This window comes from Idiomarina sp. 29L (genome assembly GCF_004123135.1).
In the GTDB taxonomy this organism is placed as follows: Bacteria; Pseudomonadota; Gammaproteobacteria; order Enterobacterales; family Alteromonadaceae; genus Idiomarina.
Map to the genome: position 1 here is coordinate 39,108 of NZ_SDJS01000003.1, position 18,072 is coordinate 57,179.

General features: G+C 47.7%; 16 protein-coding genes and 1 tRNA gene. 5 read left to right on the top strand and 12 right to left on the bottom strand.

Features of this window, described 5'->3' with window-relative positions:
- Positions 1-2 precede the first annotated feature (2 nt).
- The 8 genes from EST55_RS07605 to EST55_RS07640 all read right to left on the bottom strand — a co-directional run bounded on the left by EST55_RS07605 (position 3) and on the right by EST55_RS07640 (position 8,508).
- Positions 3-953 (bottom strand): vWA domain-containing protein, encoded by a 951-nt coding sequence (locus tag EST55_RS07605; RefSeq protein ID WP_129497039.1) that lies wholly within the window; start codon positions 951-953, stop codon positions 3-5.
- Positions 953-2,011: a vWA domain-containing protein gene (locus tag EST55_RS07610; RefSeq protein WP_129497040.1), complete on the bottom strand. Its 1,059-nt coding sequence runs from the start codon at positions 2,009-2,011 to the stop codon at positions 953-955. Before EST55_RS07610 ends, EST55_RS07605 begins: the two co-directional genes overlap by 1 nt.
- Before the next feature lie 13 nt (positions 2,012-2,024).
- Positions 2,025-2,795 carry a MotA/TolQ/ExbB proton channel family protein gene (locus tag EST55_RS07615; protein WP_129497041.1) on the bottom strand — a complete coding sequence of 257 codons (771 nt, stop codon included), beginning with the start codon at positions 2,793-2,795 and terminating at the stop codon, positions 2,025-2,027.
- A gap of 137 nt (positions 2,796-2,932) precedes the next feature.
- Positions 2,933-4,915, bottom strand: a complete 1,983-nt coding sequence (locus tag EST55_RS07620; protein WP_164976533.1) for an SUMF1/EgtB/PvdO family nonheme iron enzyme — start codon at positions 4,913-4,915, stop codon at positions 2,933-2,935.
- 25 nt (positions 4,916-4,940) lie between these two features.
- Complete coding sequence (locus EST55_RS07625; RefSeq protein ID WP_129497042.1) at positions 4,941-6,374, bottom strand: tetratricopeptide repeat protein; 1,434 nt, start codon at positions 6,372-6,374, stop codon at positions 4,941-4,943.
- A 21-nt stretch (positions 6,375-6,395) separates the two neighbouring features.
- On the bottom strand, positions 6,396-7,679 hold the full coding sequence (locus tag EST55_RS07630) for a hypothetical protein (RefSeq protein ID WP_129497043.1): 1,284 nt from the start codon (positions 7,677-7,679) through the stop codon (positions 6,396-6,398).
- A 20-nt stretch (positions 7,680-7,699) separates the two neighbouring features.
- Positions 7,700-8,236: a hypothetical protein gene (locus EST55_RS07635; protein ID WP_240665279.1), complete on the bottom strand. Its 537-nt coding sequence runs from the start codon at positions 8,234-8,236 to the stop codon at positions 7,700-7,702.
- A gap of 187 nt (positions 8,237-8,423) precedes the next feature.
- Positions 8,424-8,508, bottom strand: a tRNA-Leu gene (locus tag EST55_RS07640).
- 205 nt (positions 8,509-8,713) lie between these two features.
- Here EST55_RS07640 and EST55_RS07645 point away from each other — a divergent pair.
- On the top strand, positions 8,714-9,223 hold the full coding sequence (locus EST55_RS07645) for an RDD family protein (protein ID WP_129497044.1): 510 nt from the start codon (positions 8,714-8,716) through the stop codon (positions 9,221-9,223).
- 20 nt (positions 9,224-9,243) lie between these two features.
- On the opposite strand, the gene lptG is transcribed toward EST55_RS07645, so the two are convergent.
- Entirely contained in the window at positions 9,244-10,314 is a 1,071-nt protein-coding gene (lptG, locus tag EST55_RS07650) for an LPS export ABC transporter permease LptG (RefSeq protein ID WP_100691637.1), read from the bottom strand.
- A 2-nt stretch (positions 10,315-10,316) separates the two neighbouring features.
- On the bottom strand, positions 10,317-11,423 hold the full coding sequence (gene lptF, locus EST55_RS07655) for an LPS export ABC transporter permease LptF (protein ID WP_100691636.1): 1,107 nt from the start codon (positions 11,421-11,423) through the stop codon (positions 10,317-10,319).
- 135 nt (positions 11,424-11,558) lie between these two features.
- Between lptF and pepA the strand changes: the two genes are divergently transcribed.
- The 4 genes from pepA to EST55_RS07675 all read left to right on the top strand — a co-directional run bounded on the left by pepA (position 11,559) and on the right by EST55_RS07675 (position 16,935).
- The gene (gene pepA, locus EST55_RS07660) at positions 11,559-13,064 is read left to right on the top strand and encodes a leucyl aminopeptidase (RefSeq protein WP_129497046.1); all 1,506 of its coding nucleotides are present in this window, start codon (positions 11,559-11,561) and stop codon (positions 13,062-13,064) included.
- Between the two features lies 1 nt (position 13,065).
- On the top strand, positions 13,066-13,515 hold the full coding sequence (locus EST55_RS07665) for a DNA polymerase III subunit chi (protein ID WP_100691634.1): 450 nt from the start codon (positions 13,066-13,068) through the stop codon (positions 13,513-13,515).
- A gap of 7 nt (positions 13,516-13,522) precedes the next feature.
- Positions 13,523-16,372, top strand: a complete 2,850-nt coding sequence (locus EST55_RS07670) for a valine--tRNA ligase (RefSeq protein ID WP_100691633.1) — start codon at positions 13,523-13,525, stop codon at positions 16,370-16,372.
- 125 nt (positions 16,373-16,497) lie between these two features.
- Complete coding sequence (locus EST55_RS07675; RefSeq protein ID WP_100691632.1) at positions 16,498-16,935, top strand: hemerythrin domain-containing protein; 438 nt, start codon at positions 16,498-16,500, stop codon at positions 16,933-16,935.
- A 20-nt stretch (positions 16,936-16,955) separates the two neighbouring features.
- Here EST55_RS07675 and rraB read toward each other — a convergent pair whose 3' ends face one another.
- Both rraB and EST55_RS07685 read right to left on the bottom strand, forming a co-directional pair.
- Positions 16,956-17,339: a ribonuclease E inhibitor RraB gene (gene rraB, locus EST55_RS07680; protein WP_129497047.1), complete on the bottom strand. Its 384-nt coding sequence runs from the start codon at positions 17,337-17,339 to the stop codon at positions 16,956-16,958.
- Positions 17,336-18,061, bottom strand: coding sequence for a 1-acylglycerol-3-phosphate O-acyltransferase (locus tag EST55_RS07685; RefSeq protein ID WP_129497048.1), 726 nt, complete (start codon positions 18,059-18,061; stop codon positions 17,336-17,338). The genes rraB and EST55_RS07685 overlap by 4 nt, the downstream gene beginning before the upstream one ends.
- Positions 18,062-18,072 lie beyond the last annotated feature (11 nt).

Sequence of the window (18,072 nt, forward strand, 5' to 3'; positions counted from 1 at the left end):
AACTAAAAGTTCAGTCCAACAAAGGCTCCGCGGTTGCGTTTAGCGACCGCCTGCATAAAGGCAGCGAAGGTTTCTGCGTTACCACTTGCGCGGCTAAAGCCAATACCATGAATGCGCATTACAGGCTTGCCGTCCGCGCCCTGATTTTGACTGGTGATCTGCCGAACTATCGCATCCAGATTATTTACCCGATAATCGTCACCAAAAACATACAAGCTGGTTGTGCCCTTGGTTTTTTTATAAAGGTTAATGGCTTTCAGAATACCCAGTTCAGGCGCACTTTTACCGCCGGTAAAGTTTGGCATTTGTTGCATGGCCATTTGTCTGAACCGTTTACTGTCAGGTAACCAGTCACCCGCTTTACTGCTGAACATAAAGTCACCGTCGGCGGCCATAATCTGGAAGCCCTTCATTTTCGGGTGACTTTCTATAATGTCGTTAACTACACTAATGACCCGGCTCCAGCCCCTGCCTCCCGACATAGACCCGGAATTATCAATAACAAAAACTACGTACTCCGCGTCGGTTGGAATACCGCCTACGTCATCATCCGGCGTGTCAGTGCTGTTCGGCGTGTTTAGCATTGCGGTCGCTTGGCGTATTTCAGCCCTTAACGACGAGGCTTTATCCTGCAACTGTTGTAGGGTTTTCTGTGCCCGCGGAATAGAGCTTTCTAAATTCTTTTCCTGCTCAGTAACTGATGCGGTCTTTTGCTCTGCGGCAGACAGCTCATCCTGTTTGTCGGACAAAGCTCCTTTTAATTCCTCCACCGACTGCTGCGCCTGCAAAACTTCTGCAACTAAGGTACTGAGGTTAGCTGGCCCGCGCTCGGTGTCTTCAGTACCGTTTTTCGCTAACAACACCAGCATAATCACCGCACCAAAAGCACAGGAAATAATATCCAGAAAGGCAAGGTTAAAAACCTCTACTGGCGCACGCTGAATTTTTTTCATTATGGCCACTCCGGAGCTGGTGATAAGAATGTGCCACCACTAACCCGCGACCAGTTCCAGTAAAGCGGGGAAGCGTAGGGGTCACCTTCTATCGGCAGAAGAATAATATTGTAACGAACGCCTTTAGGAGCGCGCTTGATGGTCTCTACCATCAATGCCTGACGGCAGTCTGAGGAAATGGACTTTTTCGTCGAAATAAAGTTACGACACGAAAGCGGCAGACCGTCGCCTAGTGTCGGCAGACCGTCAGTGACAATATACACGTCGGTAATATCCGGGTTCGTCTCAAATAACTTGCTAATACCCAGCTGAAGGTTGGTTCCGCCCTCTGGCACAACCGCGCCTAAGTCCTTCACAATAGAATTCATAGAGCCGCTGACTGACGCCGTACTCACATTACGCATGCCCAGCCGTTTGGCGGTATCGGAAAACGTCACCAAACTCACTTTCGAGGTTTGCGGAAGCCTTGCCAATAACCACTGAGCAACCCGGCGTGTTCTTATCCACTTAGCGGTAGACACTTTGTCGCCATCGCTTAAAGCCAACTTGCTCAACACATCAATTAAGTTGTCGCCCATCATAGAAGCACTTTTATCGATCAGAATGCCTATTTGTTCGCCTTCCACCTTCATGCCGGTGATAAAGTTTTGCTCACCAGTGCCTGAAACTTCAACGTTGGCTGACTTCTCAACTTCTTTGGACAACGCCGCTAACTGGTTTTCCAGGTCGGCAACTACGGCCAACTGAGTCGACAAGTCCTGCAAAGCTTTGGTTTGATCCTGGGTGGTGTCGTTTTTCGCTTCTTCGGAATCTTCCTGCTTAGCCGACTCCAGCGCAATTTTGTCATTAATTTCGTCAATGGATTTTTTCAGCCGCTGCTGCTCGTCCATTGACGCCGCCAGCTCCTGCTCGAGCTTTTCTTTTTCTTCTGAAGGGTCAGGCGTAAAGGCTTTAAAGTCTACCAGGATGAAAATAAGAATAACGGCACCCAGGCCGCATGCCATGACATCCAGAAAAGATAGATTAAATCCGTCGCCAGCCTGGCGTGTTCGTCGCATCTGAGTCGCTCAATTAACTGTGTAAATGAGACAGCAAATGCTTCTCGCAGGACTCTTGCGTGCGGATCACCATCTTGTCCTGACGACTGTTCAACAAGTGCATAAACAACATCAGAATTAAAGAAATAAACAGTGCCACCAGAGTTGAGTTAAAAGCCACACCCAGTGATGCAGTCATACCGGCAATGTCTCCCTCAAGAGCTTTGTCGGCCTGCGCCAGCGCAGCGCCGATACCGCGAACCGTACCCACGAAACCAATAGACGGAATAGCCCAGATAATGTAGCGGATCATGTTGTTACCGCTTTCTAACTGAATGGCAATATTGTCTACCGACGACTCGATAGTATCAGCCGCATGCTGAACGTTTTTGGTGTTCTTAAAACGACGAATACAGTTAATCCAGGTGCTGTATGCCGGGGTTTCTTTATAAGCCGAACTTTCTAAATCATTTAATGCCGCATCAACGTCCAGCGCTTCCGACTTATCGTAGCTTTCCAGTAAGTCTCGCGAGTAAATTTCTTCTTCGTCAATTAACCGCCACAGCTTATACAGCATAAGAAACAGGCAGAAAAACATAAGCGAAATACACACCTGCTGTTCAACATCTTTGAAGATAACCGAAAATGCAGTTAAAGCTTCTGTTCCTTGCTCTGCCATTGCCACTTCGGCCGCCGGGCGAATAAGTCCTGCATACAGCAAGTGTATAAGGGTAAAAATAGCCAGTAGCACACCACCACTGACAAAAAAGTTAGGGCTCATTGAAAGCGTATTATTTTTAGACATTATGCATTCCGGGCGTTAAATGTTGGTGGGGAAATCTTGTGGTGCATCCAAAGACACAAAGTAAGCAGTCGCGCTGCCGGCCAGAGCCAGCAGTATGACGCCCAAAATCACGCGTTTTTTCATGATGTTTCTCCTCATCACTGATGATACCGGGCTATTCTAAAGCCGATATCCTCTGCCGAAGCGCTTTCACCGTCGCGAACGCTGGCACGAATATTTTTCAACCGCCCGGTTTTATAAGACGCACCTTTTACCACATTTCCATTGCCCCGAGCCGCGCCCAGGTAATCGGTGTAAACCCGGTCAAGATCGGGCGGGTTCAAAGTATAACTGTCGTGCACCCATTCTTTGACGTTACCGTCTAAATCAAAAAAGCCGCCGCGCTCTGCTTTAAAACTGCCTACCGGTGCTTTACCGGCAAAACCGTCATTGTAGCCGCGTAAAATGAAAGTTTGCTGACCTTTTGCAGACTCATCGGCAAAGTTGCCCTGCTTGTCACGCAGGTGTTCCTGACTGCCCCATACGTAAATAGTAGAGTCAGCTCTGCGATTAATTTTGGCAATGTATTCCCACTCGGCTTCGGTCGGCAAGCGGTAACCACGCGAGCTCGCATCGGTTCCCACCACTTTACCGTTACTGACTTTATAAAAAGGCTGCAGGCCTTCCTGTTCGCTCAACCAGTTGGTAAATAGCGCAGCCTCGTCCCAGGACACATTCGTAACCGGCATTTTTGTTTTGCTGTCAGAGCCTTTAAACGCGGCGAACTGCGCTTCGGTAATTTCATGGCGCGATATCCATACATCACGCGAGAAATCCACTTTTACCTGGTGCTCATTACGTCCTCGGCCTGGTTCATTAACCGGCGAGCCCATAGTGAATTTTTTCGGCGACAGACGGTTCATTTCAATGCCTAAAGTACTGACAAACAACGGTCTGCCTTCTTTTCTTCTGGCATCAAACTCACGTAGCATCTCGGCTTTTACGTTCACCAGCCGATCGCTGCTTGGCTGAAACTCTTGCTTAACCGTACGGTAACCGGTTTTACGAAACTCAACTTCAGAAGGCAGAGCTTGCAAAGTGGTACGAAGCGGCGTCGTGCCCTGCTTTTGTCCGTTAATGTACAGGTCGCTGGGTTCGTTAGCGGTAAAAGCTACGTCCCCCATTTCCGGGGCTAAGTTAAAAGTCAGCTGCTGGTTTTCGGCTGGCTCCAGTTTAATGGTCCGGCTCTGCTTAATGTAGCCGGCCTTTTCGTAACGAATAACATGTTCTTTATTGGCATCAACGCTAATTGGATTTTTTGCCGGCGCGCCGTTAACCAACAACGCCCCGCCTTTAGGATTCACTGAGACATTAATAGTGGCCTGCACTGGCTGCAGTCGATAATTACGCTTCTGTTCTTTATTGCGCACGGTTAAAGACACAGTGTCCGTTACCGGTTCATACCCCGGGTAATTCACCACCACAGGGTAGTCGCCGCCCACTTTAGCAACGGTTACCGGCGTTGACCCAACCTCTTTGCCGTCAAGGGTAACCGACGCGCCAGCCGGGCTGGAGCTAATAAAGATAGTGCCACTAATAGGTGTTAACCGAATCTGCTCTTCAACCTTACCGTCTATTAACGCCTCAATTGCCACTGAAGCAGGCTCGTAAGCCGGATGCGAGGCCGATACCGTATAAGTTCCGGGAGTAAATTCACCCTCAAAGGTAGAAGCCGTTTCTCGCTGCTCACCGTTAACTGACCAGACAATATCATTTGCGCCCGGCTCTGTTGTTATCGTCACTTTTGCCGGTTTAGGCTCCAGCTCAACTTCAATGGTTGAAGGGCTGTTGTCATTTACCTGCACTTCTTTGGTTTGGTATTTGTCGGCCGACACCGCCACGAGGCCACCAGAACCTACCGCGTAATATTTATTGTCAATGAAAAAACCAATACCAGATTTAACCGCAAAGCGCTGAGTTTGCGCCGCTTCTGTTGGCTTTACTGTAAAACTGTAGCCTTTGGTCAGAAACAACCAGCCAAAGTAAATAATCAGCAATGCAAGAATACTGACCGAGAAGCCAATAGCCATTAACCGTCGTTTACGTCGTCCTTTCTCAATGGCTTCGTCAAGTGTGGCCACGAAGTCTCTCCTGTTTTTTATTATTCTAGACTCGTTCGTTACATTGAACGTTAATCACAATTGGCGTGCCTGACTTCTCTACCACAACGTCGACAATGACTGAGCGGTAGCCTTCGCGGCGGCCCTCTAACTGGTATTTACCCGGCTTTAACTGAATGACTTTCTCTCTGACTTCACCCACCACGCCAACACCCAATACTTTTATATAGGTCCGGTTGTCGGAGCGAATGGTCACATCGATAGGCTGATTTTCCTTTTCAATGAGTTGCTCAACCTGATTTATTTTCTCGCCCAGTTTTGCGCTCAATTGCGTGAGTCCGCTGTATTTAGACACCGCATTTATGGCATTCTGACGAATATTATTGTCAGCAAGGCGGCCTGGTCTTTCAATATACACATCCAGCGCACTGCTGGCGGCTAATATTTCTCCCGCGCTTTTTTTAGCCTGCTGCACAACCCGGCTGTCCGGATAATCAACCAGCCCCTTTTCTGCCAGCATTTGTACCGTCTGCCATTCGTCGGCGCCGGCAAATACCTGAATCCGCTTTTCTAACGACTTCACACCCTGACTTTTTAACTCAGCGTCAATTTGCGCCTGTAGGGTTGCCAGTTCCGACCGGTTGTTGTCTATAGCCGAAGCTTTGGCTAATGCCTCCTGGGCACGATCAAAGTCCTTGTTATCAATGGCTTTGACCGCCGTTGCCAGGACACGGGCAAAACGTTGTTGTTTAATTTGCTGTTCCACTTTCGCCAAGGCTGCCTTTGCTTCCTGCTGTTGCGGATCAAGCTTAAGAATTTGTTGATAAGCAGCACGCTGCTTCTCTATGTTGCCTTCTACACCGCCTACTCTGGCCTGTTCATACAAGTCGGCTACTTCATGGTAGGTGTCGATGCGTTTCTGCAACGCCAGCGCGTCGCTATAGTCGCCTTTTACCTTTAAAGCCTGCGCATTCAACTGAGCGGCGTCATCAATGTCGTCGGCAGCAAAGGCTTTTGCTGCGTCTGCATAAGGTTGTTTATAAGCCTTTTCAAACGCGCTTTGGTACTCTGTAATATCCGTATTGAGTTGCTCAATAGTGGTTTGCGCCTGGCTGTAATTACTGGCGCCATAGTCATTAAAAGCCTGATCTATGCTGGTCTGAAAACCTTCAACTTTGCTTGGCTTCCACTTTGACAAATACGGGGTGGCAACAATTTCAGAAACGCGCTGACTAGTCTCATTTAAGACCGTTTGCAGCTCCTTTCTGTCTATTGCCTGGTTAGCAGAATTTATCTGCGGCTCACTTTTCTCTTGCTTTTCCTCGGCTACCCGCGTGTTACCCGAAACCGGAAAATAAGCGAGCAAAGTAACGACAACGCCAATCAACAAACAGGCAAAAACAGAGACAATTACGCCGGTTACTATCATTTTTTTCTTTTTAGCACGGTTTTCTGCTATTTGCTGATCAACAGACGACATCGTTACCTTTCCCTGGATGAATTAAAGCTGAGTTAACGGCGTTGATTCGAGCTCATAAATCTCTTTCAGCTTTTCGCGTAGTTGAGCGTATTGCTCACCAGCAGTGCCCGTTAGCTCAATATTCTGGTCATTAAGCTCAACAATTTGTGGGGTTACCTTAATATCTAAGTTTTGACCCATTTCATCAAGCAACTCACGCTGAGTGCCTAACTCGCGGTTTGTTTTTATTGCTTCACTTAAGCTGTATACCGCACCTAAACCTGCCGCTGCACTTGCCACCTGACCCGCAGTAGAGCCTGAATTTTTTCCAAGCAAAATAGCAGCCGTAGCTAAAATACCAGCGCCAACCTGCGCGCGGGTTCTCTCTGCTTTCTTCTGTCGAATATCAATAGCAACCGGCAGAGTCTCTTCCTGATAAGTACGGTATGCATCATGGGTCGTTGCATAGAAGGTGTCGTAACTGTCCTGCAAAGAGTCAATAAACTGTTGGTCTTTCGCTTTAATCACATTAACCCGCTGATACATTGGGTCCGACTCAGCCGGAGCTCCATTCAGCGTAATAGTTGAGCGATTCGAGAAGAAGCTGCTGGACTCACCCAGGTACCCACCAAAGGCTTCCGGACTGTACATTGCGGCATAACGCATATCTGAAACCGCCTGAATGGTTTTCTTCTCTTCTTCAGACTTTTTCATTAACAAGTCATAAACATAACCCGCAACACTTTTAAAAATCGGGCCGTAAGGGTTCTCGCCCTTTCTTAACGCGTCACGGTAAAAGCCTGCGCCTACCTGATACTCAAACTCTTCCTCGCCCCAAATTTGGTTACTGGCGTCCATAACACGAACACCAATTTCAACAGTCTCAGTGTCTGAGTAATTAATTTTGCCCAGTACATAAACATCGGCACTGACGTTAGCATTAGGAGTGACATTCACAGCACCAAAAGCTTTTGTGTCAGAAAGCGCTTCGCGGGTATTTACGGCAAAGCGGTTCGCTTCTAAACGGCGTACCTGTGGCCAAATGTCTTCTTCAACTATGGCTTCATCATCAATATTGCCGGAACTGTCTTTCGGCAAGCCCGGGTCAAACACCGGAATAGCCACATTAAGGTAAATATCAGAGTTGTAACTATAGCTACGCTCTTCTTTGCCCAGGGCTTTAGAGTCTGACGGACCATTCATGCTTGGACCAACGCTGGTAACATTAGTTTGGGTTGACTGGCAGCCGGCTAATGTAAACATTGCTGAAAGCGTCATAACGACTGAAAATCGTTTTAGTTTTTTTAGTTGAGCTAGTGTATTCATGGTTCTTCTTCCGTTAATTATTAACATCCATACTCGGCCATTAAGCCTTTAAAATGCTCTTTCTCAGCTTCTGTTGTTGCCGAAGCCATGCCTTCTTTCACAGCGTCGCACACAGCCGAACTGCCACTGCCCGTATTGCCACGCTGATGATCTTTGGTGTCCACCGAACTTTCCGATGCCGTAGATGTAGATTGCTGTTGCTGCTCACTCGAGTTTGCGCCGCTATTACCCGAGCTGCCATCAGAGCCCGAAGCACCACCTGCAGCACCAGAGCCGCTATCGCTGGCAGCGTCAGCAAGGCTGCCGGAAGCCGACGCCGTGGCCTCTTCCATACACTCTGCCGAGTTATCTAAAGAGGCAAACAATGCGGCCTCTTCAAGCGCAATTCGTTCCTGCAAAGTCAGCGTGCTGGGGTCTACGTCGTCAAACTCTATGTAGGCGCAATCGGAGTAATTAATTTCTTGAGCATTGGAAGCAGATAAAAGGGACCCACCGAGTACTATCGCAAGTATAAAGGTTGTTACCAAATGAGTTGAAGAAAACTGTATAACGTGCACTATCACATCTCGTTTAAGTTTAGAGCGAGAAACTCAAGATTTCACACTCCTTATTAAAGCTATATAAGCCAAATGTAAAGAAAGCGTTAAGAAGGATCAATCAATTTTTAAATTTTTTTTAAAACAGGATCGAGAAATCGGCTCTCGAATGACTGAAAGCTATTAACGTAAATAAAGGATTTATATATGGTGGCGCTGGACGGACTTGAACCGTCACTCCCGAAGGAACCTGATTTTGAATCAGGCGTGTCTACCAATTCCACCACAGCGCCAATTTTGCGGGGTGAGTTACCAAGGAAGGTAACGGGTCGGGATTATACCCGCGATACTTAGCTAATCAAGCGAAAATTATCGAAAAGTGTCTTTCTCCCTTCTGACTGATGATTCATTAACCACATTGCGTTGAAACGGCACTTAATGTCACCCGCCATCTACCGTGTTAGTATAGTACCCATCAAAAACAGCTAACACTCAACAATGACATCAAACGCTCAAGAATTACACGCCAGTTTTCCAAGCGCAGGTTTCCTCCGTCGCTTAGCGGCCTGGGTATACGACTTTTTGGTGGCTGTCGCTATTATCATGCTCGCGTCAGCGCTGGCGTTAGGCTTGGCCGCCGCCTTAACCGCGTTAGATTGGGTTCAGCTGACAGAAGGAATGGATCATGCCGGATGGCTTGCTCAGGGACCGTGGTACAGCATTTACCTAATCAGTGTATTAACTATCTTCTTTGGTTGGTTCTGGAGACGCTCAGGCCAAACCATTGGTATGAGAGCCTGGCGTCTTAAATTACAAAACCGCGATGGCAGCCGCTTAACATTAAAACAGACCATTATTCGTCTACTGACTTGCTGTGCAGGGCTTGGAAACCTGTGGATTTTGGTCGACTTTAAAAATCGCCGAGCCTGGCATGATTATGCAGCTGGTACAGAGGTTGTAACCTTATCCAAAGAAGCGAATCAATTATTTTACTGGAACGAGCTCTAACCCTCGTTCCATTGTATGTTTTATCCCGTTTTTTTCTGCATGAAGTAAACTGCCAAGCCGGCAAAGACAATACTCGGTAGCAATGCCCCAAGAAATGCCGGTATTTGGTAGACCTGCGCTAGCGGGCCAAATATCTCATTACTAACGTGGAAGCCAAAACCAGTAATAACCCCAAGTAAAATACGAGCTCCCATGGTAGTGGAGCGGAGTGGTCCAAAGATAAACGAAAGCGCGACCAGCAGCATGACAGCAACGGTTATGGGGGCTAGCAATTTACGCCATAACGCAAGCTCATAACGTTTTGCGGACTGCTGATTTAATTCCAGATAGTTCAAATAATCTAATAGCCCGGAAATCGAGAGCGACTCAGGCTTTATGGTAACCACACCTAATTTATCGGGCGTTAACGTTGACTGCCATTGAACACTACTTTTTCTGGTTGAATTGACTCGACTTTCACCTAGCTCGGTAATCACTACATCTTGCATACGCCAGGCACCATTTATAAACAGCGCGGTTTGCGCATAGGTCGCTTTCTGCAATTTACGACTTTCGTCAAAATCATAAATAATAACGTTATTAAGGCGCCCCGTATCTTCAACTTCACCGATATTGATAAAGTCTGACCCATCCTTTGCCCAGACACCTTGCTGAGCTGAAATTAGACTGCCTCCGGAAATCTCCTGCGAACGAATGGCCCGGCCTGTCGATTCCATAGGAGGAGCCACCCATTCACCAATAGCCATGACAGCGACCATCATAATAATGGCGACTTTCATTACCGCCGCTATGATATTGAGCCGGGAGCGGCCTGCCGCCAACATCACCACTAATTCAGAGTTGCTGGCCAACAAGCCAACACCAATTAACCCGCCAAGCAACGCCGCCATAGGAAAAAACAATTCGACGTCACGAGGTAAACTATAAAACACGAATAATGCTGCATCGAGAGTGTCGTAACTCCCCCGCCCTACTGCCTTTAACTGCTCCACAAACCTTATCAGTGCAGACAGTCCTGTTAGAACAGCAAGACTCATTAAGGAAGTTTTTAATACCGTCAGGCCAATGTACTTATCCAGAATGCTCAACATCGTTAACCTCGCTTATTCCGGACACTGAAACGTGACAAGAGCTTTAAGCCCAACGGCCGACCTTTACCAATTAAAATAAAGCCAAAAATCAACAAAATGAAATGAATCCACCAAAGTCCTATCAACGACGGAATAACACCATCTCTTACTGCAGCTTTCGCGGCCATAAGCACAAGGAAGTAACCAAGATAAATTAAAAACGCAGGCGCCATACGGGCAAATTTTCCTTGCCTTGGATTTACTCGGCTTAAGGGAACCGCTATCAGCGTTAATAACGGCATAGCCAAAGGTATTGCGATTCGCCATTGGAATTCTGCGACCGCTGCATTACCCGGTGTTTCCAATAACTCCAGTGTTGAGTAGTTCTCCAGTTTTCGGGCCTGGCTATCCGTTTCCTGTTCCTTTATTTGCAAGCGATAGTTGTCAAAAGTCATGGTCTGATAGCTGTTCTGATCGCCGGAGTAACGATGCCCCTCACCCAACTCTAGCCATTGAGAGCCACTGTCTTCACTGATCACATTCCCCGTTTTAGCCATCACGACACTGCCTGAGCGTAACTCATCCCCTTCGTGGCTATGTTGAGCAACAAAGATTTCCTCAAGCTGACCGTCTTCGTTAACGTCTTGCACAAAAATAACCGCTTTTTGGTTACTGGCTTGTTGGAAGCGTCCGGGCATTAGCGCCGTCAGACCACTCTCCGAACGGGCTTTTTCTTCAACTTGTTGTTCCTGCTCTAGCGCCCAGGGTACTAACCATAAAGTCAATGCGCCGGTCACCAATGCCAGAATCAACGATAGAACCAATGTCACCCGAGTCACATACCATTCGCTGACACCACAAGCATGCAAGATTGTCATTTCATTGTCAGCGTATATGCGCCCATGAGCCAGCAAAATACCCAGAAATAAACTGAGCGGAAGAATTAACGCCAGTAATGCTGGTAAATTCAGCGATAACAATTGAAAAATGACACTGCCGGGAATATCGCCCTCAGAAGCATCCGACAAGACACGTACAAACTTCTGACTGACAAAAATAGCCATCAGAATAAAAAGCACAGCAAGCTGCGACTTTAGTGTTTCACTGATTAAATACCGAAATATGCGCACTAACATTCACTCATGTAACTTAGGTTTTTACTGGAATAGCTGCGATTTTTAAGTAAACTTGTTATTTTAACAACAAAATGTCTAAAGAGCTAAACTATAGCAGGCATTAAAGCCACCTGAAACAGGAGCACTGTCATGGAGTTCAGCGTCAAAAGTGGTAATCCGGAAAAACAACGTTCTGCGTGTATTGTCGTAGGTGTCTTTGAACCCCGTCGGTTATCGGGTGTGGCAGAACAGCTGGACAAGGTCAGTGATGGCTATTTAAGCAACTTGTTGCGCCGCGGTGACTTAGAAGGTAAATCGGGGCAAGTTCTGTTATTGCATCATGTTCCCAATATTTTAGCTGAGCGAGTACTTTTGGTTGGCTGTGGTAAAGAGCGCGAGCTCGATGAGCGACAGTATCGTCAAATTATCGCACGTACCATAAATACATTAAACGAAACCGGCTCCATGGAAGCGGTCTGCTTTTTAAGTGAACTGCACGTAAAAGGTCGCGATACATACTGGAAAGTCAGACAAGCTGTGGAAGCTGCGCGTGGGGCCTTGTATAACTTCAATGAATTAAAAAGTAAGAAAGAAGAGCCGCGCCGTCCGCTGCGCAAATTAGTCTTTAATGTGCCCAGCCGAAAAGAACTCACGTTAGGTGAGCAAGCCGTGCAACATGGTCTGGCCGTCTCTACTGGTATGGACGTGTGCCGTAACGTTGCTAACATGCCACCGAACATTTGTACGCCCCGCTATCTCGCTGAGCAAGCCAAAGCAATGGCCGAAAACTACGATAATTTAAGCGTCACAACGGTTGAAGAAGCTGAGATGGAAAAGCTGGGCATGAACGCCTACTTAGCGGTTGGCAGAGGTTCAGAACATGAGTCAGTGCTCACTTTAATGCATTATAAAGGCGCTCCTGATGATCAAGCACCAATAGTATTGGTCGGTAAAGGTCTAACATTTGACTCCGGCGGTATTTCAATAAAACCATCCGCCAATATGGATGAGATGAAGTACGACATGGGCGGCGCCGCCGGTGTATTAGGCGCGATGCAGGCACTGGCTGAATTGCAGCTTCCAGTAAATGTCATTGGCGCTGTCGCCGGCTGTGAAAATATGCCCGACGGCAAAGCGTATCGCCCGGGTGACATTCTAACCACGATGAGTGGGCAAACGGTAGAAGTCCTGAATACTGACGCAGAAGGTCGTCTGGTACTATGCGATACACTCACCTACGTAGAGCGTTTCGAGCCCGACTCAGTTATTGATTTGGCGACACTCACCGGTGCCTGCGTTATTGCTCTGGGAAGTCACGCTTCAGCGGTACTGAGTCAACACAACCCGCTTGCTCACGAAATTCTGAATGCCGCCCAGCAAAGTGGCGATAAAGCATGGCGGATGCCGTTATGGGACGAATATCAGCCGATGCTCGACAGCCCATTTGCTGATATGGCCAACATTGGTGGTCGTGAGGCAGGCACAATAACAGCGGCCTGCTTCTTGTCTCGTTTCACCAAAAAGTACAACTGGGCGCACATGGATATCGCCGGCACAGCTTGGCAAGGCGGCAAAGAAAAAGGTTCTACCGGGCGCCCGGTGCCGTTATTGACCCAGTTCTTAATTAACCGATGCTCGAACGAGGCGGTCGAATAATATGCCCTCAGCTACGTTTTTTCTGATGCCGGAAGCGTCAGAGGATGAGCAAACTGCGTTAATTTGCGATAAGATCGCTGAACTTTACAGAAAACATAAACGGCTACGGGTCTGGGCTCAAAACCAGGCTCAGGCTGAAGCGTTAGATGAGTTATTATGGCAGCGGCCTGCAGATGCCTTTATTCCTCATAATCTAGTAGGTGAAGGCGCCGCGACCGGCTCACCGGTGGAAATTGGCTGGCCGCAGAGCGAGCCTGGATCAACACGACCAGGCTACGCGCTATTCAACTTAGCCAATGAAGTACCTGTACAGGCACAGCAAAGTCAGCAACTGTATGACATTGTGCCTGCTTCAGATGATGGCAAAGCAGTTGCCAGAGAACGTTACAAACATTACCGGGCTCGCGGTTGCCAAATGCACACCGTACCCCTGATATCCGAACAGAAGTAAGGTCATTATGGATAAAACATATTCCCCCGCAGACATAGAGCAAAACCTTTACCAACAATGGGAAGAAAAAGGGTACTTTAAACCAAGCGGTCAAGGCGACTCTTACTCCATTATGATTCCCCCACCCAATGTTACGGGCAGTCTGCACATGGGGCACGCATTCCAGCACACCATTATGGACACGCTCATTCGCTATCAGCGTATGGATGGTAAAAACACTCTCTGGCAGGTGGGCTCAGACCACGCCGGCATTGCAACACAAATGGTCGTGGAGCGTCAGTTAGCCGCTCAAAACCAAACACGCCAAGAGTTAGGACGTGACGCCTTCATTGACAAAATTTGGGAATGGAAGCATCAGTCCGGCGGTACCATCACTCAGCAGATGCGTCGCCTGGGCGACTCGGTAGACTGGGACCGCGAGCGTTTTACCATGGACGAAGGCTTGTCTGACGCCGTTCGCGAAGTGTTTGTAAAACTGCACGAAGAAAACTTAATTTATCGGGGCAAGCGCCTGGTGAATTGGGATCCGGCATTGCAAACCGCGATTTCAGATTTGGAAGTCGAAAACAAAGAACAACAGGGCTCCATCTGGTACTTACGCTATCCGCTCGCTGATGACGCTACGACAGAAGACGGCAAAGACCACCTTGTTGTTGCGACTACGCGCCCGGAAACCATGTTAGGCGATGTTTGCGTTGCCGTACACCCAGACGATGAGCGCTTCGGACATTTAGTCGGAAAGCACATTAACCTGCCTATCGTAAACCGCCGAATTCCTATCGTGGCCGATCACCATGTAGATAGTGAGTTTGGTACTGGTTGCGTGAAAGTAACGCCAGCGCATGACTTTAACGATTACGAGATTGGTAAACGCCACCAAACCGGCATGATCTCTATTTTTGATGACACCGCACATGTCATGGCAAAAGCAGGCTTATACACCAGTACCGGCGAAGCCATGGAAGAACTTGACGGTTTTGACGGAACCTTGCCGAGTCAGTACGCCGGAAAAGAACGTTTTGAGGCGCGCAAACAGCTGATTGACGAGTTCGAAGAGCTTGGACTACTGGAAAAGATTGAAAAGCACACCAACAAAGTTCCTTATGGCGACCGTGGTGGTGTGCCTATTGAGCCTCACCTAACTGACCAATGGTATGTGCGTGTTGAACCATTGGCGAAACAAGCCACCGAAGCCGTAGAAGACGGTCGTATCGAGTTTGTTCCAAAGCAGTACGAGAACATGTACTTCAGCTGGATGCGAGACATTCAGGACTGGTGTATTTCACGTCAGCTCTGGTGGGGGCACCGGATACCGGCGTGGTACGATGATAAAGGCAATGTTTACGTCGGGCGCACCGAAGAGGAAGTTCGTCAAAAACATAACCTTGGCGACACCGCATTGCAGCAAGACGAAGACGTTTTGGACACCTGGTTCTCTTCAGCGTTGTGGACATTTTCGACATTGGGCTGGCCAAAAAATACTGACGATTTAAAGACCTTCCACCCTACCGATGTGTTGGTGACGGGCTTTGATATTATTTTCTTCTGGGTTGCCCGTATGATCATGATGACCATGCACTTTATGAAGGACGATGAGGGCAAACCTCAGGTACCTTTCAAGAAGGTGTATGTTACTGGCCTTATTCGTGACGAAGAAGGTCAGAAAATGTCTAAGTCTAAGGGGAACGTACTGGATCCTCTGGACATGATTGACGGTATTAGCGCTGACGAACTAGTCGCCAAGCGCACCGCTAATATGATGCAACCGAAAATGCGCGAAAAAATTGAAAAACGTACTCGCGCTGAATTCCCGGAAGGCATTACAGCACACGGTACCGACGCGCTGCGCTTTACGTTGACGGCACTGGCCTCAACGGGTCGTGATATCAACTGGGACATGAAACGCCTGGAAGGCTATCGCAACTTCTGCAACAAGCTTTGGAACGCCAGCCGTTTTGTACTTATGAACACCGAAGAGCACGACTGTGGCCAAAGCGGTGATGACATGACATTGTCTCTGGCCGACGAATGGATTATTGCGCGCTTTAACAGCACCGTGAAAGAGTTCCGACAAGCGCTCGATAGTTACCGTTTCGACCAAGCCGCAGCCATTGCTTACGAATTTACCTGGAACCAATTCTGCGACTGGTATTTGGAGCTAACCAAACCAGTATTGCAAAACGGCACCGATGTTCAGCAACGAGGGACTCGACACACGCTGGTTAGCATTCTTGAACAGTTACTGCGGTTACTGCATCCTATTATGCCGTATATCACCGAAACCATTTGGCTGCGTGTTAAACCATTGGCGGGCGTTGAAGGCGATACCATTATGTTGCAGCCATTTCCACAGATACAAAGCTCCGTTAACGAGCAAGCCATGCTTGATATGGAGTGGTTGAAACGGGTAATTCTGGCTGTTCGTAACATTCGTGGTGAAATGGACTTATCGCCGAATAAGCCATTACCATTACTGCTGTCGAACGCGGATACGATGGCCAGGGGGCGTATCGAGAATAATGAGAGCTTCCTGAGCAGTCTGGCCAAGCTTGAATCTATTGAGTTTATTGACAGCGATGATGGCGCACCTGCCAGCATGACGGCACTGGTTGATAGCTTGAAGTTGCACATTCCAATGGCTGGTTTAATCGACAAGGACGCTGAGCTACAACGCTTGCAGAAGGCTATTGAAAAGGCTGAGAAAGAATGGCAGCGCCTTAATGGTAAACTCAGCAACGAAAACTTTGTGAGTAAAGCGCCTGAAGCCGTTATAGCAAAAGAGCGTGAAAAGCTTGCTGAGGCTGAAGCAACTTTAAAACAGCTTAAAGAGCAACAGGAGAAAATCAACGCTCTTTAATAGAGTTTGACTGATAGTTAACGCCCGGCCAATTGGCTGGGCGTTTTTGTCTGCATTTAATCTATTTTTGTCATTGGCTCGTAACAACCTTTATATCGACGAATACCATAGCTAGGGAGAAAGCCATGACTATTTTTGAAGAATTACGAGTTGATCATGACAAGCAGCGTCAATTATTGGATCTTTTACTCGACACGTCAGGCAATGAACCTGAGCGTGAACAGTATTACCAGCAATTAAAAGTACAGTTGGAGCAGCATGCGGCTGCGGAGGAACGTTATTTTTATAACCCGCTAATTGAAGACGATACGACCATTGATATGTCTCGCCACGGCATTGCTGAACACCATGAAATTGACGAGCTTATTGAGGCCTTAGAAAAAACGGATATGTCGTCTCCCGGTTGGCTGCAACACCTTAAAAACCTAAAGCATAAAGTACTGCATCATTTGGAAGACGAGGAACAAGGGTTCTTCCAGAAAGCTGGAAAGGTTTTAGAGGACTCTGAAAAGCAGTCTTTAGGTAAAGAGTATCGAGAAATGATGAAAGAAAAAGGGCTGTAACAAATTGACGGTGGAGAGGATCACTCCTCTCCATCATCGTATTCTTCATCCAGTTCATCGTCATCCAGCATGGTTCCCCAGCCGTCATACTCGACGTCACACTCGTCAGCGACAGCCGCTATTTCTCTCACCTGACGCGCTAACACATTATTATCGAGTTCAGCATCCGTCGCAGCGATGAACGCAAACCAGCGCTTACCCTGTTCGTCGTCAAACTCATCGGCATCATCCACATGATATCCCAGCTTCACCAACTCCACTGCGGCCTTCTCTAGCTTGGTAAAGTCTGTAGAAGCAAGGTGGTGTTCAATCTCATAAAGAACGTCAGGCTCAGCACCGTCACTGATGAGTGCGTTAATCGTTTGTTCGCTTTGCTCAAGTAGCTCATTCAGAGACTGGCTCATTCGCTTTCCTTCTTCACTTGTTCGTTTAACTGATTAATTTTGCTGTCCATAATGTCATGGCAGTGGCGGCTTAAGTCGCGCAAGCTCTCTTTCTGGTAGTTTGCGATGCGAATAGGCTCAAGAAAGGCGACTTTTAATACACCATTGTTCCAACGGTTCATTTTAATTTTCCCATGCAGCTCTGACACGCAAACAGGAACAATATCGACTTGAGCACGAAACGCTGTATGGAAAGCACCATTTTTAAACGGCAATAGTCCTCTGCCATAGCTTCGTGTGCCTTCCGGAAACATCCATACCGAGATATCTCGCTGATTTATCGCGTTCGCTGTTTGAGCAATTGTACCGTGTGCTTTACCCGCGTTTTTACGGTCAATCAAAATATTACCGGCCAACCAGTACAACCAGCCAAAAAACGGTATCCAACGCAGACTTTTCTTACCCAAAGTGACCGTATTTTTTGGCAGCATCGCCGCAATCGTGAAGATTTCCCAGCTGTTCTGGTGGTTACAGACAAAAACATAGGGGCCACCGTGCTCAATATCGGGGTGCCGAGTTACTTCAATTTTCAACCCAAGCACTCGAGTCGCCCACCCAAAAATGTGAGCGAACCGATACGTGTTGTTTCGGTGAAAGGGTCGAATAATGCAAAACAGGCAGCCAACGACACCAAAAACAACGATAAATCCACCTAAAAACAACCACCTCAGTACCGCTAACATAACAAACCCTC